This window comes from Streptomyces incanus (assembly GCF_042656345.1).
GTDB classification, from domain to species: Bacteria; Actinomycetota; Actinomycetes; order Streptomycetales; family Streptomycetaceae; genus Streptomyces; species Streptomyces incanus.
Genome location: NZ_JBHSPC010000097.1, coordinates 1 through 21354, shown reverse-complemented (window position 1 = coordinate 21354; position 21354 = coordinate 1). Strand labels below are relative to the sequence as shown.

Sequence of the window (21354 nt, the reverse complement as noted above, 5' to 3'; positions counted from 1 at the left end):
ACCTGCGACCCCTTGACCCCCAGTCAAGTGCGCTACCAAGCTGCGCCACGTCCCGATGCCCGTCTGACCTGGTGGTTGCCCGGCGTCGACGTGCACGGAAACAATACCGCACCCAAGGCGGTGATCGCGCACTCCATTGTCCGGGGCCCCGGAGGGCGGCACTTGACCTCAAGTTCGGTTGAGGTTGCACGATCGCCGTATGACGATCACCGAGGAACGCACACGTAGGACGACGGCTGCGTACGACTATGCGGATCTGCCCGCGCTGATGGGCAGGATGACCGGCGACGAGAAGCACGGGCCTGCGGCGACCTCCACCCTGGACGTGCTGTGGGTGCTCTACGACCGTGTTCTGCGCGTCTCGCCGGAGCGGATGGACGACCGGGACCGGGACAGGTTCCTCCTGTCGAAGGGGCACGGGCCGATGGCGTACTACGCCGTGCTGGCCGCCAAGGGCTTCCTGCCGGTGGGGTGGCTGACCGGGTTCGGCTCGTACGACTCGCCGCTCGGCCATCACCCCGACCGAACGCTGGTACCGGGTGTCGAGATCGGCAGCGGATCGCTGGGGCACGGGCTGCCGATCGCGGTCGGAACGGCGCTGGGGCTGCGCGCGCAGGGACTCGACGGGCCGGCCGTGTGGGCGCTGATCGGGGACGCCGAGCTGGACGAGGGCAGCAACCACGAGGCGATCGCGTTCGCCGGTCCGGCCGGGCTGGACCGGCTGCACACCGTCGTCGTGGACAACTCCTCCGCCAGTCACGCCCGGCCCGGCGGGATCGCCGCACGCTTCGAGGCGGCGGGCTGGTCCGCGCTCACGGTCGACGGCCGTGACCACGAGGCGCTGCACACCGCGTTCACCGCGCCGCATCCGGGGCGGCCGCACGTGGTGGTGGCCCGGGTCGAACCGAAGTACGCGTGAGCTTCTCCCTTCCTGCTTCCTCTTCCGGCTTCCCCTTCTGAAAGGACCCCCTTCCGTGGAAACCATGCGTGACCGATTCGCTCCCGTCGTCACCCGGCTGCTGGACGAGGACCCCCGGGTCGCCGTCGTCCTCGCCGAGATCGGCACGGACGCCTTCACCGAAGCCGTCCGCCGGCATCCGGAGCGGGTCGTCAACGTCGGCATCCGGGAACAGCTCCTGGTGGGAGCCGCCGCCGGGATGGCACTCACCGGCCTGCGGCCCCTCGTGCACACGTTCGCCAGCTTCCTCGTCGAGCGACCGTTCGAGCAGGTCAAGCTGGACCTCGGCCATCAGGACGCGGGCGCGGTGCTGGTGAGCGCCGCCGCCTCCTTCGACTGGCCGGCCGGCGGCTACACACACATGGCGCCGGGCGACGTGGCGCTGCTGGACACCCTGGACGGCTGGACCGTGCACGTGCCGGGGCATCCGGACGAGGCCGAAACCCTGGTGCGGCACGCGGTGGCCGCCGGGGACGACAAGGTGTACGTGCGGCTGTCCCTGCAGGCCAACGCGCACCCGCTGCCGGTGGACGGCGAGCGGTTCCGCACCGTCCGCGAGGGCCGCGCGGGTGTGGTGGTCGCCGTCGGTCCCGTGCTGGACGCGGTGCTCGCGGCCACGGAGGGGCTCGACGTCACCGTCCTGTACGCCACCACGGTCCGGCCCTTCGACGCGGCCGCCCTGCGCCGGGCCGCCGAGACCGCCGGGACGGATGTCGTCCTGGTCGAACCGTATCTGGCGGGCACGTCGGTGGCGGCGGCGAACGACGCGTTGTCCGACGTGCCGCACCGGGTACTGGGGCTGGGCGTGGGCCGGCGGGAGCTGCGACGCTACGGGCGGCTCGAGGAGCATGTCGCCGCGCACGGTCTCGACGCCCGCTCGCTGCGGGAGCGCATCGGAGCGTTCACGGCGACCGGAGCCTCACTCCGGCCTCGGTCGCCGTCCACGGTCCCGGATCGTGCCATGGCCCACTGACAACGCCCCGGGGGTTCAGTGCCCGGACGGCCGGCCCAGCCGGGGATACGCTTCGAGCAGCCGGGGCGGGGCCGCCTGGCGCCAGGAGTCGGCGAGGATGTCGTGCAGTTCGCCCTCGTCCTCCAGGGCGGCGAGACGGACCCGGACCCAGGCGAACTGCGCCTCGTGGCCCGCGATCCAGAACTTCTCCGGCTCGGCGAGGGCCAGTTCGTCGCGCTCCTCCTTGGGACAGCGCACGGCGATGGACGTCTCGTCCTCGGGCAGGGTGACGAACATCTTCCCCGCCACCCGGAACGTGGGCATGCTCCAGGCCACTTTCTCCGTCGTGTCCGGCAGGGACAGCGCGATCCGTCGTACGTCTTCGGCATCCGGCATGGCAGGCACCGTAGCGGCTGCCACTGACATTGACAGGGGCAGGCAGGTTCTGGTGGACGTGGCGAAGAGGCAGCCCGGGGCCTCCTTGCCGCTCTGTAGACCCGCCACATGCCGCTCGGCGCCACGCTCATCATCAGTACGGCCACCGTGAGCCCACCGAGGAGCGCGGCGGCCGGGACGGCAAGAGCCTGCTCCGCGCGTGAGGTGTCTGCTTGTACCGAGTGCGCTTTCTCTTCACGTCACTTGGTCTGTAAGGGCGTTGACGTGAGCGGCAGGCCGCGATGCACGGCAGGGAAAGCGCCACGGTCCACCGGCCGTCCCACGGGACGACCTGGCCGAACGACGCTTCGGCCGGGCCCTACGCCTCGCCGGCGGCCTCGCCGAGTGCGTGCAGGACCGGGCGGATCAACGGGTGTTCCTCGGCTCCCCGGCGTACGGCGGCGAAGACCCGGCGGGTCGGCGCGACACCGTCGACCGGGCGGACGACCACGCCGGTCAGGTCCATGCCCCGCAGCGCCGAACGGGGGACCAGCGCGACGCCCACGTCCGCCGAGGCCAGGGCCACCACCGCGCGGAAGTCGTCCGAGGAGTGCTCGAGCAGGGGCTGGAATCCGGCGTTCTCGCAGGCCAGGACGACGACATCATGGCAGGGGTTGCCGGGGTACGGGCCGATCCACGGGTCCTTGGCCAGCTCGGCGAGTGCTACCTCCGCGGTGTCGGCCAGCCGATGGGTGACGGGGACGACCGCGTCGAAGGGCTCCGCGTACAGCGGTACGTAGGACAGGCGGGGGTCGTCGGCGGGCGGCGCCCCGCGGTACTCGACGGCCACGGCGACGTCGACCTGCCGGTCCAGCAGCATCGGCAGGCTGGCATCGCCCTCGGCGTCCTGGACGCGGATGCGGATACCGGGCGCCGTCGCGGCGAGGCGGACCACCGCGGGGGCGACGACCTGGGCGATCCCGGTCGCGAAGGAGGCGACGGTGACGGTGCCGGCCTCGCCCGAACCGTACGCGGCGAGTTCGGCCGCGGCCCGCTCCAGCTGGGCGAGGACCACGTTGGTGTGGCCGAGCAGGATCTCGCCGGCCGGCGTCAGCCGTACGCCCTTGGCGCCGCGCTCCACCAGCCGGTGGCCGGTCTCCTGCTCCAGCGCGGTGAGCTGCTGGGACACCGCCGACGGGGTCAGGTACAGCGCGGCGGCCGCCGCCGTGACCGTGCGGTGGTCGGCCACCGCGCGAAGGATGTGGAGCCGCCGTGCCTCGATCATGGAATCGATTCTCTCAAACGCCGCCGCGCGCCCCGCCCGGACAACCCGTGCGCGGGCAGGGCGCATCAGGCCCCGCTCAGGCGTCGAGCTCCGCCCGTGCCGCCACGAAGGCGTCCACCGCGCGGTTCACGTCCTCGGTGGAGTGAGCGGCGGACAGCTGGACGCGGATCCGGGCCTGTCCCTCGGGCACCACGGGGTAGGAGAAACCGATCACGTACACACCGCGCTCCAGCAGCAGCTCCGCGAGGCGCCCCGCGCGGGACGCGTCGCCGATCATCACCGGGGCGATGGGGTGGTCGCCGGGGAGGATGTCGAAGCCCTCCTCGGTCATCCGGCGGCGGAACAGGGCGGTGTTCTCGCCCAGCCGGACCCGCAGGTCGTCGGCGGACTCCAGCAGGTCGAGAACCTTGAGCGAGGCCGCGGCGATCACCGGGGCAAGGGTGTTCGAGAACAGGTAAGGCCGGGAGCGCTGGCGCAGCAGGGCGACGATCTCCGCGCGGGCGGCGACATAGCCGCCGGAGGCGCCGCCGAGCGCCTTGCCGAGGGTGCCGGTGAGGATGTCGACGCGGTCCATGACGCCGTGCAGTTCGGGCGTGCCGCGCCCGCCGGGTCCGACGAAGCCCACGGCGTGCGAGTCGTCGACCATGACCATGGCGTCGTGGCGGTCGGCGAGGTCGCAGATCTCGGCCAGCGGCGCGACATGGCCGTCCATGGAGAAGACGCCGTCGGTGACGATCAGCTTGCGCCGCGCCCCGCCCTCGGTGGCCTCCTTCAGCTGGCGTTCCAGGTCGGCCATGTCGCGGTTGGCGTAGCGGAAGCGGCGGGCCTTGGACAGCCGGATGCCGTCGATGATCGACGCGTGGTTCAGCGCGTCGGAGATCACCGCGTCCTGTCCGTCGAGCAGTGTCTCGAACACGCCTCCGTTGGCGTCGAAGCAGGACGAGTAGAGGATCGTGTCCTCCTGGCCGAGGAACGCCGACAGCCGCGCCTCCAACTCCTTGTGGACCTCCTGCGTACCGCAGATGAAGCGCACCGAGGCCATGCCGTAGCCCCAGCGGTCGAGGGCCTCGTGGGCGGCGGCGAGCACCTCGGGGTGGTCGGCGAGGCCGAGGTAGTTGTTGGCGCAGAAGTTGAGGACCTCACCGGGCCGGCCGCCTGCGGTGACGTTCACGGTGGCGGACTGCGGGGTGCCGATCACGCGCTCGGGCTTGTGCAGTCCGGCGGCGCGGATCTCGTCGAGGGTGGTGCGGAGGTCGTCGCGCGCGGAGTCGAACATGGAGAAGCTCCTGAAGGTGCTCGCGGAAGAGCGGAAGAGAGGAGGGGCTGAGGAGGTGGCAACGGTGGTGCCGGGAAGGGCGCCGAGGAGGGCTACGCCGTCCAGTCGAGGATGATTTTCCCGCTGCGGCCGCTCGCCGCGTCCTCGAAGGCCCTCTCGAAGTCGCGGTGGGAGTACCGGCCGGTGATCACGGGGGCGAGGTCCAGGCCGCCTTCGAGCAGCACCGACATGGCGTACCAGGTCTCGAACATCTCACGACCGTAGATGCCCTTGAGGGTGATCATCGAGGTGACGATCCGGGACCAGTCGACCGGGAACTCCTCGGCCGGCAGGCCGAGCATCGCGATCCGGCCGCCGTGGGTCATGTTGGCGATCATGTCGCGCAGCGCTTCGGGGCGGCCGGACATCTCGAGGCCGATGTCGAAGCCCTCGCGCAGGCCGAGGATGTGCTGCCCGTCGGCGATCGCCGCGTCCCGCGCGTTCAGCGCCAGGCTCACGCCGATCTTGCGGGCGAGTTCCAGCCGCTCCTCGCTGACGTCGGTGATCATGACGTGGCGGGCGCCGGCGTGCCGGGCCACCGCGGCGGCCATCAGGCCGATCGGTCCGGCACCGGTGATCAGGACGTCCTCGCCGACGAGCGGGAAGGACAGGGCGGTGTGCACGGCGTTGCCGAACGGGTCGAAGATCGCGGCGACGTCGAGGTCGACGGGGACGCGGTGCACCCAGACGTTGGCCGCGGGCAGGGTGACGTACTCGGCGAACGCGCCGTCGCGGCCGACGCCGAGACCGACGGTGGCGCGGCACAGGTGCCGTCGTCCGGCCTGGCAGTTGCGGCACTTGCCGCACACCAGGTGGCCCTCGCCGCTGACCCGGTCACCGGTCTTGATCTCACTGACGTCCCGGCCTGTCCCGACGACCTCGCCGACGAACTCGTGCCCGAGGATCAGCGGGGTGCTGATCGCCTGCCGTGCCCAGCCGTCCCAGGCGCGGATGTGCAGGTCGGTGCCGCAGATACCGGTGCGCAGCACCTTGATGAGCACGTCGCCGGGGCCGACGGCCGGCTCCGGGACGTCCGCGAGCCACAGCCCGGGTTCGGCCTTGTCCTTGACGAGCGCCTTCAACGCCACGGCTCCTCGGGGTGAGTCCCGGTCCCGGGCATGCCGGAGCAGCCCTGGCCGGGAACGGGGTGGGATCGCACTGCAATCTGCCGTACGCCACCATCACCGGTCCATCGAGGATTTCTTAAGCGCGGCCACAGCTTTCCTTCACGCCGTCACCCCATCGGCGGCGGCACTCGGGCTCCGCGGGTTCAGAACGGCAGTCCCTCGGTCTCCCCGCGTTCGAGCCGTACGACGAGATGCGCGGCCTGTTCCTTGATGGCCGCGAGTCCTTCCTGCCCCCAGGCCCGCGGCCGGGTGTCGGAGACGGACACGGTGCCCAGCACCATGCCCGTGCTGTCGATGAGCGGGGCACCCAGATAGGAGCGCACCCCGAACTCGTCCACGACCGGGTTGCCCGCGAACCGGGGATAGTCGCTCACGTCTCCCAGGACCAGCGCCTTGCGGCGGACCGCCACATGGGGGCAGAAGCCGTGGTCACGGGGCAGCGACCGGCCCAGCAGTGCGCCGGTGCCGTCGCCGCGGACGACGGGCGCGACCGCCGGCGTGTACAGACCGGCGAAGAACTGCCTCCCCTCCCCCAGGAAGTTGACCATGGCGTACGCCGCCCCCGTGAGCTCGGAGAGGCCGTACGCGAAGGCGTCGAGTGTGGGCTCGGGGCGCTCGCCCAGTCCCAGCCGGCGCAGCCGCTCGGTGCGGGCCGGGGCCTCCTTGTCCTCGGGGGTGAGCAACAGACGACCGGCCGGACGCGGCGGGTCGTAGCTCATGGGCGGGCTCCCTGGATGTGGGCACATGTCATATACGGGCTCCGGGTTGGTGTGTGGGGATCACATGTGGGCGCCGTACCCCGTCGCGGGGGCCGGGGCGTGGGCGATGAGGTGACGGACCAGGGTCAGCAGGGTCTGGACGCCCGAGCTGGAGATCCGGGCGTCGCAGCACACGACGGGGATCTCGTCCGGCAGGTCCAGGGCGGCGCGTACCTCCTGGGGGTCGTAGCGGAAGGCGCCGTCGAACTCGTTGACGGCGATGATGAAGCCGAGGCCGCGTTGCTCGAAGAAGTCGACGGCGGCGAAGCACTCCTCCAGGCGTCGGGTGTCGGCGATGATGACCGCGCCGAGGGCGCCTTCGCAGAGTTCGTCCCACATGAACCAGAACCGTTCCTGGCCCGGTGTGCCGAACAGGTACAGCACATGGTGCTGGTCCAGGGTGATGCGGCCGAAGTCCATCGCCACGGTCGTCTCGACCTTGCTCTCGATGCCGTCGAGCCGGTCGGTGGCGGCGCTGACCGTGGTGAGCAGTTCCTCCGTACTGAGCGGCGCGATCTCGCTGACCGCGCCGACGAAGGTGGTCTTGCCCACGCCGAACCCGCCCGCCACGAGGATCTTGAGTGCGGTGGGGAACACGTCGGCGCGGGCGCCGTGGTCAGAGCTGTCGTCGTAGTCCATCGAGCACTGCCTCCAGAAGGGCCCGGTCCGTCGGGTTGTGGTCGAACACGGGGGGCTTGGTGGTGAGGCCTCCGCTGTCGACGAGGTCCGCCAGCAGCACCTTGGTGACGGCCAGCGGCAACTTGAGGTGGGCGGCCACCTCGGCGACCGGCAGGGGCGCGCGGCACAGTTCGAGTGCCTGCGCGTGCTCGGGGCCGAGGTAGCCGAAGGGGGTGGCCCCGGTGGCCATCACCTGTGACATCAGGTCGAGTTCGACGGTGGGGCGGGTGCGGCCGTCGCTGACGGTGAAGGGGCGCACCAGCCGCCCGGCCGCGTCGTCCAGCCAGGGGCCGTCACCGGCCGCCGCCACGTTCAAGGCCTCATCGCCGGCGGTTCGACGGCGGGCTGCCGGGGTGCGGTCACCAGGTACGGCCGCACGCTCTTGACCAGCATGGCCATCTCGTAGCCGAGCACCGCCGCGTCGGCCTCGCGGCCGGCCAGCACCGCGAGGCAGGTGCCGGAACCGGCGGTGGAGACGAACAGCAGCATCGAGTCGAGCTCGACGACGACCTGGCGTACGTCGCCGCCCGCGCCGAAACGGACGCCGGCGCTGCGACCCAGGGAGTAGAGGCCGGAGGCCAGGGCCGCCATGTGGTCGGCGCTGTCCGCGTCGAGGCCGTGCACGGACTTCACCAGCCCGTCACAGGAGAGCAGCACGGCGCTGGAGGTGTGCGGCACCCGTTGCACGAGGCCGCTCATCAGCCAGTCGAGATCGGAAACGTGGGCGGTCGGCGCATCGCTCGCCATGGTGGATCGACTCCTTGGGGTACGAAGGTCTGCGGAAGCGCTGGGGACGGGCGGGGAGGCGGGGGCCCGGTAGGGGGTGGAGTATGCGGGCGTGCTCATCCGGCGGGTGCGCTCCCGTCGTGCCGTGCGGTGGGGTGGTCGGTGCGGGGCGCGGGCACGCCGTCGTGGTCGCCGCGCGTCTCCTGGGATGCCGTATGCGGGGGACGCGCGTCGGCGGTGTGGGGCTCCACGATGGGGGACTCCATCGCGTGAGCCTTGATCGTGTGGCGCGGGTCCATGAGGTGGGCGTCCGCATAGGGGGCGTCCGTGGGGCGGGCGTCCATGGGTCGGGCGTCCATGGGGCGGGCGTCCATGGGGCGGGCGTCCATGGGGCGGGCGGTGGGACTGGGGCGCTCGTCCATGGGTGACGACGGCAGCATGGACACGGACGCCATGTGGTCACCCGGCATGTGGTCACCCAGGATGTATTCGTCGGCCGTGTCACCACGCCCCATGTCGTCACGCCCCATGTCGTCACGCCTCATGTCGCCATGCCTCATGTCGCCATGCCTCATGTCGTCGGGGGCCAGGTCGTTACGGTCCAGGTCGTCGCTGCCCATGTGGCCCGTTTCCAGGTGTTGTTGGGTTTCGGCGAGGCTGACGCCCCGCCGGAAGGCCGCCATCAGGTGGGGGTCGTGCCCGACGACGTGCTCGGTGTCCTGACGCGGCGTGGGACCGTCGCGGAGTTGGGGCACCAAGTGTTCCTGGGCGCGGCGGCGGGGCAGTTGGGGCCTGCCCATGGTGCCGCGCACGGTGGGGCTGCGGGGGGTGAGGGGTGCGGTCCCGATCCCGCTCTCTTCGAGGGTCTGCCGGTCGTCCGGGGTGACGCCGGGCACGGCCTCCGCCGGATTGGGCCGCACCGCGCGGGCGCCACGCAGCGGCAGGGGCGGCGCCACGCCGTCGGGGCTCGTCGGGGCCGGGGCGTCGGCCTGGTCGTGGCGCCGCGCCTCCGGTACGACGGGGGACGACGCCGGGGGGAGGGACACCCCGCTCCCGGGCCCCGGCAGCGAGCCGGATCCGGTCTGCTGCGCGACGCCCGTCCTCGCATCGGGTGCCGTCCGCGTGTCGGGTCGGGTCTGCGGGCCGGGGCCGGCGTACGGATCGGTGCCTGCCTGCGGTTCTTGCGGCCACGGTCCGTTCCCGTGCCCGGCGGGACCGGGCAGCGGGATGCTCCCGGGCGCGGGTACGGCATGCGCGGGCCGGTGCGTCGGCCCGCCGGCGCCCTCCGGGCCCGGTCCCGCGTCGCCCTCGGCCGGCCGGCCCTCGCCGGCGCCCGGTCCCGAGGACCACGGCTCGGCACCGAGCAGCGCCTGCGGCACCACGAGCACGGCCTGGACCCCGCCGTAGATGTTGTTCTGGAGCCGGACCTGGATGCCGTGCCGCCGCGCGAGCTGCGAGACCACGTACAGACCGATGCGCCCGTCGGCCAGCAGGCTGGCGACATTGACCTGGTCCGGGTCGGCGAGCAGGGCGTTCATCCGTTCCTGCTCGCCCACGGGCATGCCGAGCCCGCGGTCCTCGACCTCGACGGCGAGCCCGGAGGTGACGAGTCCGGCGCGCAGCAGCACCTGGGTGTGCGGCGCGGAGTACAGCGTGGCGTTCTCGACGAGTTCGGCGAGCAGGTGGATGACGTCGGCGACGGCGTGCCCGCGCAGGGTGCCGTCGATCGGCGGCACCAGCTTGACCCGTGAGTACTGCTCGACCTCGGCGATGGCCGAGCGCAGCACCTCGGTCACGGGGACCGGGTTGCTCCACTGCCGCCGGGAGACGGCCCCGCCGAGCACGGCGAGGTTCTCGGCGTGGCGACGGATGCGGGTGGCGAGATGGTCGACGTGGAAGAGACCCTTGAGCAGGTCGGGATCCTCGATCTCGTTCTCCATCTCGTCGAGGATGGAGATCTCGCGGTGCACCAGGGACTGCAGACGCCGGGCCAGGTTGACGAACACCTCGAGCTTCTGCTCGCTGCCCGCCTGGCTGGAGAGCCGGGACGCCTGGACGACGGCGGTGACGGCGCAGTCATGGACCCGGGACAGGTCGGCGGCGAGCCGGTCGAAGTCGTCGGCGTCCTTGGGGGCCCCGCCCGGCTGCGTGCGCGGTGGCGGGCCGTCGCCACGGCGCAGGGTGTCCACGAGGGCGCGCAGGTCGGCCTCGCGCCGGGCCGTGCTCCGGCGCAGGCCCTCGACGCGGTCGTGCACGGACCGGGCCGCACGGTCGGCGGCCACGGCGGCGATGACGATGCCGGCGAGGGTCACCGACACCGCGCCACCGAGCACACCCCACAGGGTCGCGCCCGGCCGTACGCCGGTGGAGCGGACGATGAACAGCACGGCAGCGCTGGCGCTGAGGGCGACCGCCACGGGCGGCAGGACGGCGAGCCGGAGCAACTGGGGCCGTATCTGCGCCTCGGGGTGCGCGGGGGCGGGCCGGGCGGGCGGGCGTCCGTGCCGTCCGCCCTCCCGCCGGTCGGTACGGGAGGGCGGACCGGCGGGAGCGCGGAGATCGGGCATGGGTGTCCTCGAACTGGTCCGTCGGTCCTGGGTGCCGGGGGAACGCGTGGTGCCACGGCCGCCGGGCACGTGGGACCGGTTCCGTGCTCCGCGCGGCTCGCCGCCGCGCGCGGCAGGCGGCCGCCCGTTGTCGGTACCGGCGCGCGGGCCTGCCGACGGCCCGCCCGGGGCAGCCGCGGCTGCCTGCGACCCGCTGGTCACGCCCGGCACACCGGTCACGCCCGAGGCGCCGGCCGGGCCCGAGCGGCGGGGTGTGTCGCCCCGTCCTCTCCCTCGTCCGCCTTCTGCCTGCACGTACCGGTCCCCGCTCCCTGATCCGATCTGATGGGCGCGACCCCGTGGCGCGGTGCGCCGAGCGACGGGTGTCGTCGTGGTGTCGCCGTACCGGTCGGGGGCGCCTCGGAAGGCCGAGGGCGTCGGCCATGCGTCGCCCGACCGACACTCACCGTAGTCACCACCGCATCACGTGCGGTGGTCAGTTGACAAACTCACCCGGACAGCGTCCCGCTCTGGTATGAGGCTTCGTACGACAGACCGATAAAACCGTCTCCCTTTCCTCAAAGGTCAGTCACCACTCGATCCGACCTGGTCAGAGACGGTCACCGGAAAACATTGAGGGCCGGGGAGCCCAAAGCTCCCCGGCCCTCGTTCTTCCGCTCGGCCGCCCTACCGAAGGGCCCCTCGGAAGCCCTCCACGCCCTGCGCACCCCTCGCGAAAATATCACTCACCGTAGCGATCAAGGCCAAGGCTCATTCCTCCCCCACCAGGTTCAGGCCTTCGCGGGAGGAGCCCGTGACGGGGTCGGGCAGGGGCCACTTGTGGCTCGGGACGTGTCCCACGCCCCGCCACCACGGTTCGGCCGGCAGTTCCCCGGCGGGCTCGAACGGCAGGCCCGGAACGGGGAAGGCGGCGGGCTGCCCGACCGCGTCGGCCGCGGCCATCGTCCACTCGCCGGGCTCCGCCCACGGGTGCGGTGCCAGGTTGAAGGTGCCCCAGTGGATCGGCAGGAAGACCCCGCCCGGCCGGCCCTGCTGGAGGTCGAGATGGGCCTGGAGACCCTCTGCGGGGTTCATGTGGATCTCCGGCCAGGAGCCGGGTCCCGGAATCGGGTCCGACTGCCCTTCGGGCCAGAAGTCCGAGTACGCGCCGATCTGGATCATCGTCGCGTCGAAGGGGCCGTGGGTGGCGCCGATGTCCTTGAAACCGTCGAAGTAGCCGGTGTCACCGCTGTGGTAGACGCGGTGCTCCTCGCCCGCGACGGCCCAGGAGGCCCACAGGGTGTGCTGGGTGTTGCGCAGGCCCCGGCCGCAGAAGTGGCGGGCCGGGGTGGCGGTGAGGGTGAGTCCGCCGACCCCGGTCGCCTCGTGCCAGTCCAGTTCGCGCAGCCGGCCGGCGGACACGCCCCAGTGCTCGAGATGGGCGCCCACGCCGAGCGGCACGGCGAACAGCGTGTCCGTGCCGGCGAGCGCCTTGATGGTGGGCAGGTCCAGGTGGTCGTAGTGGTCGTGCGAGATCACGACGACGTCGACCGGGCCGAGCGCGGCCAGCGGCAGGGGTACCGGGTGCAGCCGCTTCGGACCGGCGAAGGGGAACGGGGAGCAGCGCTCGCCCCACACGGGGTCGAACAGCACCCGCCGCCCGTCGATCTCCACGAGCACACTGGAATGGCCCATCCAGGTCAGGCGCAGTCCGGAGGCAGGCGGGCGGGCCAGGTCGGCGAGGGTGGTGGCGTGCACCGGCAGGGTGCCGTACGGGGCACGGCGGGACCGGGTGTCCTTGTCGAAGTAGGTCTTCGCCAGGTCCCGGGAGGAGCCCGGGGGCCGGAGCCGGGTGGGGCCTTTGGGGTTCTGGAACACGCCGTCCCGGTAGTGCGGGGACCTGCGGATGCGCGCCATGCGCTCACCGGTGGGGTCCGCGCCGAAGGCCGCGGGCCGTAGCGCACGGAGCCCGGAGCTCTGGGAACGGGTACCGGCCACATTGCCTCCAAGTGGAGTCGGTCAGACATTCCATTATGTGGGGCCGGTCCGGCCCCGGGACGTCTCACCGGCCGGAAAGCGCCCCCGGGACGCGCACGTCGTCCACCGCCCCGGCACCTGACTGGCGTGACAGCGTGACAGCGTGACCAGGACGCGGTTGAGCGGGGCGGCGCGGCGGTAGGGATCTCCGACGTGGCGGCGGCGCTCGGGGTGAGCACCACACGCGTGCTCCATCACTTCTCGACGAAGGAAAAGCTGGTGGCGCCGCCTTCGCCCACGCGGCCGCGGCCGCGGCCGATCCGGCACGGCCGCGCAAGCTGCCCGGCCGCCCGCAGCCGGCGCTGCGCCGGCTGCGGATCGGGGACCGTGCGGCGGCGCTGCGCGACCCGGTACCACGGGAAATCGCCCGGCACCTCGACCGGTGGTGGAAGGCGGTGCTCACCGAGGCCGGCACGGAGGACGTGGCCGCAGGCGAGTTCCGGTGTCCGGATCCCACCGGTACGGTCCTGCGTGCGCGCGCCCTGTTCGAGGAGCCCTCGGTGCAGTTGACGTCCTCCGCAGGCGCCGTACCGCGGGCGCGCGCCTGGGTCAACGAGGCGCCGGCCCGGGAGTTGGGGCAGGAGGAGCCGGCCGGGCGGGCCCGCTGAACCGTGAACGCCCCGGGCGCGGGCCGTGCCCGCACCCGCTCCCTCCCCTCCCGCCTTCGTGCCCTCGCGCCCCCGCGCCCCGCGTCATGCGACCGAGGCGATGCGCTCCTTGATGTCGTCCGGGGACAGCGTGCCCTTCGCCGTCACGTGGTCCCCCGACGACTCCCCGCGCAGCCTGCGCCCTATCCACGGCACCAGGTACTCGCGTGCCCAGTGGACATTGTCCCGCCGGACGTCGAGGCTGCCGCGCGGCGGCAGTGGGGGCCAGGCCTGTTCCGGGTCGGCGGGGATGTCCAGGCCGAGGGCCTGTCCCGCGCGGAGCGCCACGCGGGTGTGCCCCTCGGGTGACAGGTGCAGCCGGTCGGTGTCCCAGGCCCTGCGGTCCTGGATGCTCCTGAGGGACCAGAGGTCGAGCACCGGACAGCCGTACCGGTCGGCGACGGCCCGCACATGCCCGTTGTAGGTGGCGATCTTGCCGCGCAGATGCCTGAGCAGGGGCACACCACGGGTGTCGAACCCGGTCGTCACCAGAACTGTGCCGGAGACCGCCGCGAGCGCGGCGATCGCCCGCTCGAAACGCTCGGCCACCTCGTCCGGGTCGCTGCCGGGGCGCAGGATGTCGTTGCCGCCCGCACAGAACGAAACCAGTGCGGGGGCCAGTTCGACGGCCTGCGGAAGCTGGTCGGCCATGATCTGGTCGAGCAGTTTTCCGCGCACCGCGAGATTTGTGTACCGGAAGTCGCCTTCGGGACGCCGGTCGGCGAGTAGTACCGCGAATCGGTCGGCCCAGCCGACGAACGCCCCGTCGGGGCCGGGGTCGCCGACGCCCTCGGTGAAGCTGTCCCCCACCGCCACGTACGACCCGATCACTGCCTTGCCGTCATTCTTCGAATCGTCTGCCACAACCGGACATGATTCACCTTCGAATGTGACCTACGCGACCGTAGGAAGGCATTGACGGGCGGTGAGATAAGCCACTCGCGAAGCATTGGCCCATCCGGAATAGCCCTCCGGGCGGGGGCGTTGACCGCGAGCGACGTGACGCACGGAACACTCCCGGCGCTCCCGGCACTCCCTCGCTCGAACACACCGCACGTACCGCACGCACCGAAGGCCGGACCCGGGGATCGGGGTCCGGCCTTCGGTGGCGCGTCAGGCAGGTTGCCTCGGGGGTCAGCCGATGGAGACGCCCTTGCCGCGGAGGTAGGAGACCGGGTCCACGTCCGAGCCGTAGCCCGGCGCGGTGCGGATCTCGAAGTGCAGGTGCGGGCCGGTCGAGTTGCCGGTGGAGCCCGAGAGGCCGACCTGCTGGCCGCCGCTCACGGTCTGGCCGGCGGAGACGGACAGCGAGGACAGGTGGGCGTACTGGGCGTAGTGGCCGTCGTTCAGCTTGATGACGACCTGGTTGCCGTACGAGCCGGCCCAGCCGGCGGAGACGACGGTGCCCGCGCCCACGGCCTTCAGGGAGGTGCCGGTCGGAACGGCGAAGTCGACACCGGTGTGGTAGCCGCTGGACCACATGCTGCCGGCCACCTTGTAGGCGGTGCCGAAGCTGCCGCCGGGCACCGGCGAGCTGTAACCGGAGGTGGTCGCGGCCTGGTTCGCGGTGGTCGAGCCGGAGGAGGACTTCGGTGCGGACCGCTCGGAGGCCTCCCCGGCCGTCGACGGCTTCGCCACGGAGGACGGAGCAGATGAAGGGGAGGAAGAGGGCTTCTCGGAAGAAGAGGACTTCTTCGGCGTGCCGGTCGCGGCGGCCTTGCCGTCGATCGAGAGCTTCAGACCGGGGTGGATGAGCGACGGGTCGCCGCCCACGGCCTCGCGGTTGTCGGAGTAGAGCTGCTTCCAGCCGCCGTCGACGTTCTCGGACTCGGCGATCTTCGCCAGGTAGTCGCCGCCCTTCACGATGTACGTGCGGGCGTCGCCGTTCTTGTTGCCGTCGGCCTTCACGCCGCCAGACGCCTTACCGGCGACGGAATACGACTGGACGGCCTTTTCCGGGGCGGTCTGCGAAGTGGCGGCGTTCGCTCCGGTGGCGCCGAGAAGCGGCAGGGCGAGTACGGCGCCACCGGTTCCGGCGACGGCGATGGAACGGGTCAAACGAAAAGCGCTGGGACGGCGGTGCTTACCCTTTGCGGACATGACGAATTCCTCTCCGGCGCCTACGAGGTGAGCTGTCGGGTGCGGACTGGAGATGCCCGGCCGCGCCGAAAGCGCGACTTAACCCCAAGCCGTTCCGGAGACCGGAACAGGCAGTCGTACCTGTGGGTCCCCCGCTCCTGCCATACGCGGGTCAGAGTGTGGAGGCTCCGGACAGCGGCAGGATTAGGCGTCCGTCCGGATCGATGGCGAACGTAGGCGATAGAGAAGCAAAGGGACAAGCGCGATCTTCCGAGCGAAGGCGCTTTTTCGTGATCCATTGACCTGAAAGCCGTCACCCAGAGTCGCCCCGGTATTTCGGCATCCCCCGAATCCCCTCGCGAAATACCGGAATTACGTGGACATGGCGACAGCACATCGTCACCTCTATGACGATGCTCACCATCCCATTCCCATCCCCCTTTCTATCGGGGCATGTTATGGCGAAGCTCCCCAAAGGGGCAGAATGCGCGAATAGGGAAATAGTGGACGATTCGGATGGATCGGGCCGGGGTCCGGCACGGGTCCGTCCGCGCCGGCGGCTCCACACCGGCAGCTCCACCGGGACAGCCCCGTCCCCGCTCCGACGGCCCCACCGCCAACTCATCGCCCCTGCCGGGCATGTCGTATCGTCGGGTGACACCCGCCGACGCCGACGCGCCGGCGGCGCAGAGTGGGAGAGGGGCCCCCGTGACGCAGCAGATCCCGTCGACCGAACCCGAGCTCACCGGTGTGCGCAATTTCCGTGATGTGGGCGGCCTGCCGACCGTCGACGGCCGCCGGGTGCGGCACGGGGTGCTGTTCCGCAGCGGCCACCTCGCGCACGCCACCGAGAAGGACGCCGCCTTCCTGTCCTCCCTGGGACTGCACACCGTCTTCGACTTCCGCAACGCGGCCGACCACAAGCTGGACGGGCGGGACATCGAACTGCCCGGCGTGCGCAATGTGAATCTGCCGCTGAGCGACCCGGCCGACGGCGCCGAGTTCTGGAGGATGGTCCGCGACGGGGACCTGGACCAGCTCCGCTCGATCCTCGCCGGCGACAAGGGGGCGGAGCGGATGATCGCCTCGTACCGCATGACGGTGAGGCAACGCACCGCCGAGCACTCCCGGGTGCTGATCTCGCTCGCCGCGGAGTGTGTGCCCGCGCTGATGCACTGCGCGGCGGGCAAGGACCGCGCGGGCCTGTCGGTGGCGGTGACGCTGCTCGCGCTGGGCGTGGAACGGGACGCGATCTTCGACGACTATCTGAAGTCCGGCGCCGCGCACCGCCGCTACAAAGTGCGCCGCAGCGGCACCTCCACCTCGGCCTACTCCCCCGAGGTCATGGAACTGCTCGACCCTCTGTTCGACGCCCGCGCCGAGTATCTGTCGGCCGCGCTGGAGACGATCGAGGAGACCTGGGGCGGCGTGGACCCCTACCTCGAGCAGGCGCTCGGGCTCACCCCCGAGGACCGGGAGCGGCTGCGCGAACGCATGCTGGACTGAGTGATCCCCCGGTCGAGCAGGTGCTCGACCGGGGGATCACGGGATCGCTCGGCTCCTGCCGTGTCCGTCCGGGGACTACTGCTTCGCGCCCAGCTCGAACAGCAGATAGATGAAGCCCGCGAAGAGGTGCCCCACCACCACGTAGACGAACAGCCTCACCCACAGGGCTCGGGGAAACTTCTCCTCCAGGTCTTTCATGACGCATCTCCTCGGGTGGGGCCCAGGCACAGGGCGGCCGTGGGACTCTGCAGCAGGGTGTGGACGAACAGCAGCTCGACCCCGTCGGGGTCCTCGGCGGCGATACGGTGCGGGGTCAGCGAGTCGAAGTGCGCGCTGTCGCCCGGGGCGAGGCGGTGCAGGGCGTCCCCGAGGCGCAGCCGCAGCCGCCCCTTGAGGACGTACAGCCACTCCTCGCCCGGGTGGACCCGCACGATGTCGCCCTGGGCCCCGTACGGGACCTGGACCCGCAGGGCCTGCATCCCGCGCCCCGGGGAACCGGCCTGCCAGTACGTCCAGCCGCCCGCGGAGGTCGGCTCCATGTCGCCGGCGCACGTCACCGCCTCGCGGGCGGCGGTCGTCTCACCGAGCAGTTCGGAAACCGTCGTACCGTAGATGCGGGCGAGGGAGAGCAGCATCGGCAGCGAGGGCTGGCGCTGTCCGGTCTCCAGCCGGGAGAGATGGGCGGGCGACAGTCCCGCGTCGCGGGCGGCGACCTCCAGTGTCAGGGAGGCCCGGCGCCGGAGGGCGCGCAGCTGCGGGGCGACCGCGGGGAGCGCGGCGGCCGGTTCGACCGACGGCTCGGCCTCGGGGGAGCTCATGACTCCATTCATCCGCTTTCTTGCCTGTGAGGCAAATTCTTTGCCTCACAGGCAAAACCCGGGAACCGGGTGCGGGCGTCGCCGTCTCACCGGTCGGCGACCGCCTGTTTCACCAGTGTCCTGCCGAACTCCCACACCAGACCGCCGTCATGGGCATCGTCCATGACCGCGGTGAAGGCGTCCACGAACCGGTCCACCTCCCGCTCGCCGATGATCAACGGCGGGATCAGCTTGATCACCTCCAGGTGGTCGCCGGAGACCTGGGTGAGGATCCTGTGCTTCCGCAGCAGCGGGACGACCACCATCTGCGCGAAGAGTCCCTTCCGCGCGGCCTGCAGCATGGCCCAGCGGCCGCGCAGCTTCAGCGACCGCGGCCGTCCGAACTCGATGCCGATCATCAGGCCCCGCCCACGGACCTCGGCGAGCAGCTCGTACGTGTCGACGAGGGCCGCGAGCCGGGACCTCAGCAGTTCCCCGGTGGCCCGGACGTTCGCGACGATCTGCTCGTTCTCCATCACCGCCAGCACCGCGAGGCCGGCGGCCATGGCCTGGGCGTTTCCCCCGAAGCTGGCCGAGTGGACCAGCACCCGGTCCATGGACGAGTAGACCTTGCGGAAGATCCAGTCCTTGCCGAGCGTGGCCCCCACCGGCACATAGCCGCCGGAGAGCGCCTTGGCCACGCATACCAGGTCCGGTTCGACCCCTTCCTCGTACTGGTAGGCGTAGAAGTCGCCGGTCCGTCCGAGTCCGGTCTGCACCTCGTCGGCGATCAGCAGCGCCTTGTGCCGGTGCAACAGCTCCTGGGCGGCGGACAGATAGCCGGGCGGGGCCGCGTGCACGCCCTTGCCCTGGATGGGTTCCACGATGAGGGCGGCGACGTCGCCCTTGGCCAACTCCCGCTCCAGCGCGTCCACATCGCCCAGGGGTACGGCCGTGTCGGGCAGCAGCGGGGCGAATCCGTCCCGGAAGCCGGACTCGCCGTTGACGGACAGGGAGCCGGTGGTCAGCCCGTGGAAGGCGTGCGCGCAGTACAGGACGCGGGGCCTGCCGGTGGCGCAGCGGGCGAACTTCAGCGCGGTCTCGACCGCCTCCGTGCCGCTGTTGCCGAAGAACACCCGGTCCAGATGAGGGCTGTGGGTGAGCAGTTTCTCGGCCAGCAGTCCGGGCAGCGGCGGGCAGTCGAAACGGGTGAGATCGGCGAGCGAGGCGTCGAGGACGTCGTGCAGCGCCTTGCGGACCACGGGGTGGTGGCGCCCCAGGCCCATCACCCCGAATCCGGCGAGCATGTCCAGGTGGTCGTTGCCGTCCGCGTCCCAGAAGTGGGCGCCCTCGGCGCGTTCGTAGACCTTGTCGAAGCCGATGGTGTGCAGCATGCGCGGGAGCTGGTGGTTGAGGTGTCTGGTGTGCAGCTCGTAGCGTTCGGCTCCACGCTCGGCCAGCAGCGCGCCGAGGTCGAAGCCCCCGGCCCGCGACGGCTCCGGGGCGGACTCCGCGGTGGTCATGGCTGTTGCTCCCGTTGCTTCTCGGACGGTTCGCCTGGGTACTGCCGCTCCTGGCCCACGGCCAGGCTCGCACCGATCCGGCCGGCTATCTCGACGGGCGTCAGGCCGATGTCCGCCAGCACCTCACCGCGCTTGGCGTGCGCGAGGAACTGCTCCGGAATACCGAACCGCCGTACCGGTACATCGACATCCGCGTCGCCCAGCACCAGCGCCACGGACGAACCCACGCCCGCCGCACGGCTGTTGTCCTCGACGACGGCCACCAGCCGGTGCCGCGCGGACAGTTCGACGAGTTCGGGCGCCACGGGTTTGACCCAGCGCGGGTCGACCACGGTGCACCCGATGCCGCGCGCCTCGAGCAGTTCGGCGGCCTGGAGGCAGACGGGCGCCATGACGCCGACCGACACCAGCAGCACCTCGGGATCGTCGGCGCGGTGCAGCACGTCCGTGCCGCCGATCCGGTCGAGCGCCGGGACGGCCGGGCCCACGGACTCCTTGGGAAACCGCAGCAGCGTCGGCGCGTCGTCGACGGCGACCGCCTCCCGCAACTGGGCACGCAGCTGGTCGGCGTCGCGTGGTGCGGCGATGCGCAGACCGGGCACGACCTGGAGCACCGACATGTCCCACATGCCGTTGTGCGACGGCCCGTCGACGCCGGTGACGCCGGCCCGGTCCAGGACGAAGGTGACCCCGCAGCGGTGCAGGGCCACGTCCATCAGCAGCTGGTCGAAGGCGCGGTTGAGGAAGGTGGCGTACACGGCGACGACCGGGTGCGTGCCGCCCGTCGCCAGTCCCGCCGCGGACACGGCGGCGTGCTGCTCGGCGATGCCGACGTCCCACACCCGGTCCGGGAACCGCTCGGCGAAGGCGCCCAGGCCGACCGGGTGCAGCATGGCGGCGGTGATCGCCACCACGTCCTCGCGTTCCTCACCGATGCGGACGATTTCCTCGCCGAAGGCGGAGGTCCAGGACGGACCGCCGGCCGGTGCGAGCGGCGCGCAGGTGAAGGGGTCCATCACGCCGACGGTGTGGAAGCGGTCCTCCTCGTGGGCGACGGCGGGTTCGTAGCCGCGGCCCTTCTCGGTGAGGCAGTGGACCAGGACGGGCCCGTGGAAGCGTTTGGCGCGGCGCAGGGCGGACTCCACGGCCTTGATGTCGTGGCCGTCGATGGGGCCGACGTACTTCAGGCCCAGGTCCTCGAAGAGCCCCTGGGGGGCGAAGGCGTCCTTGAAGCCCTTCTTCGCGCCGTGCAGCGCCTCGTAGACGGTACCGCCGATCACGGGGGTGCGCTGGAGCACGTGCTTGCCCCAGGCCAGCACCCGTTCGTAGCCGTCGGTGGTGCGCAGGGTCGCGAGGTGGTTGGCGAGGCCACCGATGGTCGGGGCGTAGGAGCGCTCGTTGTCGTTGACGACGATGATCAGCGGGCGGTCCCTGGCGGCGGCGATGTTGTTCAGCGCCTCCCAGGCCATGCCGCCGGTCAGGGCGCCGTCACCGATGACGGCGACGACGTGCCCCTTCTCCCCCTGCACCCGGCGCGCCTTGGCCAGCCCGTCGGCCCAGCCCAGTGCCGTGGAGGCGTGGCTGTTCTCGATGACGTCGTGCTCGGACTCCTCGCGTGAGGGATAGCCGGAGAGGCCGCCCTTGCCGCGCAGCTTGGAAAAGTCCTGACGGCCCGTCAGGAGCTTGTGTACGTAGCTCTGGTGACCCGTGTCCCACAGGATGCGGTCGACGGGTGACTCGAAGACCCGGTGCAGGGCGACGGTGAGCTCCACCACGCCCAGGTTGGGTCCGAGATGACCTCCGGTCCTGGCGACCGCGTGTACCAGGAACTCCCTTATTTCTTCGGACAGTTCACCGAGTTCCGCCTCGGACAGCGCCTTCAGGTCGCGTGGTTGCCTGATGCTCTCCAGTATCGTCACGCTCGGTCCCCTATCGGTCCGTGCCTCGTCTCAACCCACCGTCACTGCCGGCTTTCCGGTGCCGGTCGGTTCGCCGGAGGTCACGCCGTCGGCCTCCATCCGCTCGGCGATCTTCATGGCTTCCTC

General features: G+C 71.5%; 19 protein-coding genes, 1 pseudogene and 1 riboswitch. Of the genes and pseudogenes, 4 read left to right on the top strand and 16 right to left on the bottom strand.

Features of this window, described 5'->3' with window-relative positions; all coding sequences use genetic code 11:
- Positions 1-199: 199 nt before the first annotated feature.
- Both ACFP2V_RS28560 and ACFP2V_RS28555 read left to right on the top strand, forming a co-directional pair.
- A complete protein-coding gene (locus ACFP2V_RS28560) occupies positions 200-919 on the top strand; it encodes a transketolase (RefSeq protein ID WP_381218184.1) in 720 nt (239 codons plus the stop codon).
- A 55-nt stretch (positions 920-974) separates the two neighbouring features.
- Positions 975-1931, top strand: a complete 957-nt coding sequence (locus ACFP2V_RS28555) for a transketolase family protein (RefSeq protein WP_381218183.1) — start codon at positions 975-977, stop codon at positions 1929-1931.
- A 15-nt stretch (positions 1932-1946) separates the two neighbouring features.
- On the opposite strand, the gene ACFP2V_RS28550 is transcribed toward ACFP2V_RS28555, so the two are convergent.
- The 10 genes from ACFP2V_RS28550 to ACFP2V_RS28505 form a co-directional block, all read right to left on the bottom strand.
- The gene (locus ACFP2V_RS28550; RefSeq protein ID WP_381218182.1) at positions 1947-2336 is read right to left on the bottom strand and encodes an MmcQ/YjbR family DNA-binding protein; all 390 of its coding nucleotides are present in this window, start codon (positions 2334-2336) and stop codon (positions 1947-1949) included.
- 328 nt (positions 2337-2664) lie between these two features.
- Positions 2665-3570, bottom strand: coding sequence for a LysR family transcriptional regulator (locus ACFP2V_RS28545; RefSeq protein ID WP_381218181.1), 906 nt, complete (start codon positions 3568-3570; stop codon positions 2665-2667).
- Positions 3571-3646: 76 nt separating this feature from the next.
- Positions 3647-4846 (bottom strand): glycine C-acetyltransferase, encoded by a 1200-nt coding sequence (locus tag ACFP2V_RS28540; protein ID WP_381218180.1) that lies wholly within the window; start codon positions 4844-4846, stop codon positions 3647-3649.
- A gap of 92 nt (positions 4847-4938) precedes the next feature.
- Positions 4939-5967, bottom strand: a complete 1029-nt coding sequence (gene tdh, locus ACFP2V_RS28535; RefSeq protein WP_381218186.1) for an L-threonine 3-dehydrogenase — start codon at positions 5965-5967, stop codon at positions 4939-4941.
- A gap of 188 nt (positions 5968-6155) precedes the next feature.
- Positions 6156-6731 (bottom strand): GAF domain-containing protein, encoded by a 576-nt coding sequence (locus ACFP2V_RS28530; RefSeq protein ID WP_381218179.1) that lies wholly within the window; start codon positions 6729-6731, stop codon positions 6156-6158.
- Positions 6732-6791: 60 nt separating this feature from the next.
- Entirely contained in the window at positions 6792-7409 is a 618-nt protein-coding gene (locus ACFP2V_RS28525) for a GTP-binding protein (RefSeq protein ID WP_381218178.1), read from the bottom strand.
- Positions 7387-7758 (bottom strand): DUF742 domain-containing protein, encoded by a 372-nt coding sequence (locus ACFP2V_RS28520; RefSeq protein WP_350858989.1) that lies wholly within the window; start codon positions 7756-7758, stop codon positions 7387-7389. The genes ACFP2V_RS28525 and ACFP2V_RS28520 overlap by 23 nt, the downstream gene beginning before the upstream one ends.
- A gap of 2 nt (positions 7759-7760) precedes the next feature.
- The gene (locus ACFP2V_RS28515) at positions 7761-8195 is read right to left on the bottom strand and encodes a roadblock/LC7 domain-containing protein (protein WP_326756075.1); all 435 of its coding nucleotides are present in this window, start codon (positions 8193-8195) and stop codon (positions 7761-7763) included.
- A 95-nt stretch (positions 8196-8290) separates the two neighbouring features.
- Positions 8291-10741 (bottom strand): ATP-binding protein, encoded by a 2451-nt coding sequence (locus ACFP2V_RS28510; RefSeq protein WP_381218177.1) that lies wholly within the window; start codon positions 10739-10741, stop codon positions 8291-8293.
- Between the two features lie 750 nt (positions 10742-11491).
- Positions 11492-12718, bottom strand: a complete 1227-nt coding sequence (locus ACFP2V_RS28505; protein WP_381218176.1) for an MBL fold metallo-hydrolase — start codon at positions 12716-12718, stop codon at positions 11492-11494.
- Positions 12719-12880: 162 nt separating this feature from the next.
- Between ACFP2V_RS28505 and ACFP2V_RS28500 the strand changes: the two are divergent.
- A pseudogene (locus ACFP2V_RS28500) lies at positions 12881-13365 on the top strand (TetR family transcriptional regulator); the annotation flags it as partial.
- A gap of 84 nt (positions 13366-13449) precedes the next feature.
- Here ACFP2V_RS28500 and ACFP2V_RS28495 read toward each other — a convergent pair.
- Positions 13450-14235 carry an SGNH/GDSL hydrolase family protein gene (locus tag ACFP2V_RS28495; protein WP_381218185.1) on the bottom strand — a complete coding sequence of 262 codons (786 nt, stop codon included), beginning with the start codon at positions 14233-14235 and terminating at the stop codon, positions 13450-13452.
- Between the two features lie 303 nt (positions 14236-14538).
- Positions 14539-15504, bottom strand: a complete 966-nt coding sequence (locus ACFP2V_RS28490) for a M23 family metallopeptidase (protein WP_381218175.1) — start codon at positions 15502-15504, stop codon at positions 14539-14541.
- Positions 15505-15506: 2 nt separating this feature from the next.
- A riboswitch (cyclic di-AMP (ydaO/yuaA leader) is annotated at positions 15507-15671 on the bottom strand.
- A 520-nt stretch (positions 15672-16191) separates the two neighbouring features.
- Between ACFP2V_RS28490 and ACFP2V_RS28485 the strand changes: the two genes are divergently transcribed.
- Entirely contained in the window at positions 16192-16989 is a 798-nt protein-coding gene (locus ACFP2V_RS28485; protein WP_381218174.1) for a tyrosine-protein phosphatase, read from the top strand.
- Positions 16990-17064: 75 nt separating this feature from the next.
- On the opposite strand, the gene ACFP2V_RS28480 is transcribed toward ACFP2V_RS28485, so the two are convergent.
- From ACFP2V_RS28480 to dxs, 4 genes are all read right to left on the bottom strand, one after another.
- Positions 17065-17187, bottom strand: coding sequence for a DUF6126 family protein (locus ACFP2V_RS28480; RefSeq protein ID WP_055595265.1), 123 nt, complete (start codon positions 17185-17187; stop codon positions 17065-17067).
- On the bottom strand, positions 17184-17807 hold the full coding sequence (locus tag ACFP2V_RS28475) for a helix-turn-helix domain-containing protein (RefSeq protein ID WP_381218173.1): 624 nt from the start codon (positions 17805-17807) through the stop codon (positions 17184-17186). The genes ACFP2V_RS28480 and ACFP2V_RS28475 overlap by 4 nt, the downstream gene beginning before the upstream one ends.
- A gap of 86 nt (positions 17808-17893) precedes the next feature.
- Positions 17894-19309 (bottom strand): aspartate aminotransferase family protein, encoded by a 1416-nt coding sequence (locus tag ACFP2V_RS28470; RefSeq protein ID WP_381218172.1) that lies wholly within the window; start codon positions 19307-19309, stop codon positions 17894-17896.
- Positions 19306-21228: a 1-deoxy-D-xylulose-5-phosphate synthase gene (gene dxs, locus ACFP2V_RS28465; protein WP_381218171.1), complete on the bottom strand. Its 1923-nt coding sequence runs from the start codon at positions 21226-21228 to the stop codon at positions 19306-19308. Before dxs ends, ACFP2V_RS28470 begins: the two co-directional genes overlap by 4 nt.
- Between the last annotated feature and the right edge of the window lie 126 nt (positions 21229-21354).

Excerpts from the sequence above, each read along its gene's own strand:
- ACFP2V_RS28560 (WP_381218184.1), top strand. The coding sequence starts at position 200 with ATGACGATCACCGAGGAACGCACACGTAGGACGACGGCTGCGTACGAC.
- ACFP2V_RS28550 (WP_381218182.1), bottom strand. The coding sequence starts at position 2,336 with ATGTCAGTGGCAGCCGCTACGGTGCCTGCCATGCCGGATGCCGAAGAC.
- ACFP2V_RS28545 (WP_381218181.1), bottom strand. The coding sequence starts at position 3,570 with ATGATCGAGGCACGGCGGCTCCACATCCTTCGCGCGGTGGCCGACCAC.
- ACFP2V_RS28540 (WP_381218180.1), bottom strand. The coding sequence starts at position 4,846 with ATGTTCGACTCCGCGCGCGACGACCTCCGCACCACCCTCGACGAGATC.
- ACFP2V_RS28530 (WP_381218179.1), bottom strand. The coding sequence starts at position 6,731 with ATGAGCTACGACCCGCCGCGTCCGGCCGGTCGTCTGTTGCTCACCCCC.
- ACFP2V_RS28525 (WP_381218178.1), bottom strand. The coding sequence starts at position 7,409 with ATGGACTACGACGACAGCTCTGACCACGGCGCCCGCGCCGACGTGTTC.
- ACFP2V_RS28515 (WP_326756075.1), bottom strand. The coding sequence starts at position 8,195 with ATGGCGAGCGATGCGCCGACCGCCCACGTTTCCGATCTCGACTGGCTG.
- ACFP2V_RS28510 (WP_381218177.1), bottom strand. The coding sequence starts at position 10,741 with ATGCCCGATCTCCGCGCTCCCGCCGGTCCGCCCTCCCGTACCGACCGG.
- ACFP2V_RS28490 (WP_381218175.1), bottom strand. The coding sequence starts at position 15,504 with ATGTCCGCAAAGGGTAAGCACCGCCGTCCCAGCGCTTTTCGTTTGACC.
- ACFP2V_RS28480 (WP_055595265.1), bottom strand. The coding sequence starts at position 17,187 with ATGAAAGACCTGGAGGAGAAGTTTCCCCGAGCCCTGTGGGTGAGGCTG.
- ACFP2V_RS28475 (WP_381218173.1), bottom strand. The coding sequence starts at position 17,807 with ATGAGCTCCCCCGAGGCCGAGCCGTCGGTCGAACCGGCCGCCGCGCTC.
- ACFP2V_RS28470 (WP_381218172.1), bottom strand. The coding sequence starts at position 19,309 with ATGACCACCGCGGAGTCCGCCCCGGAGCCGTCGCGGGCCGGGGGCTTC.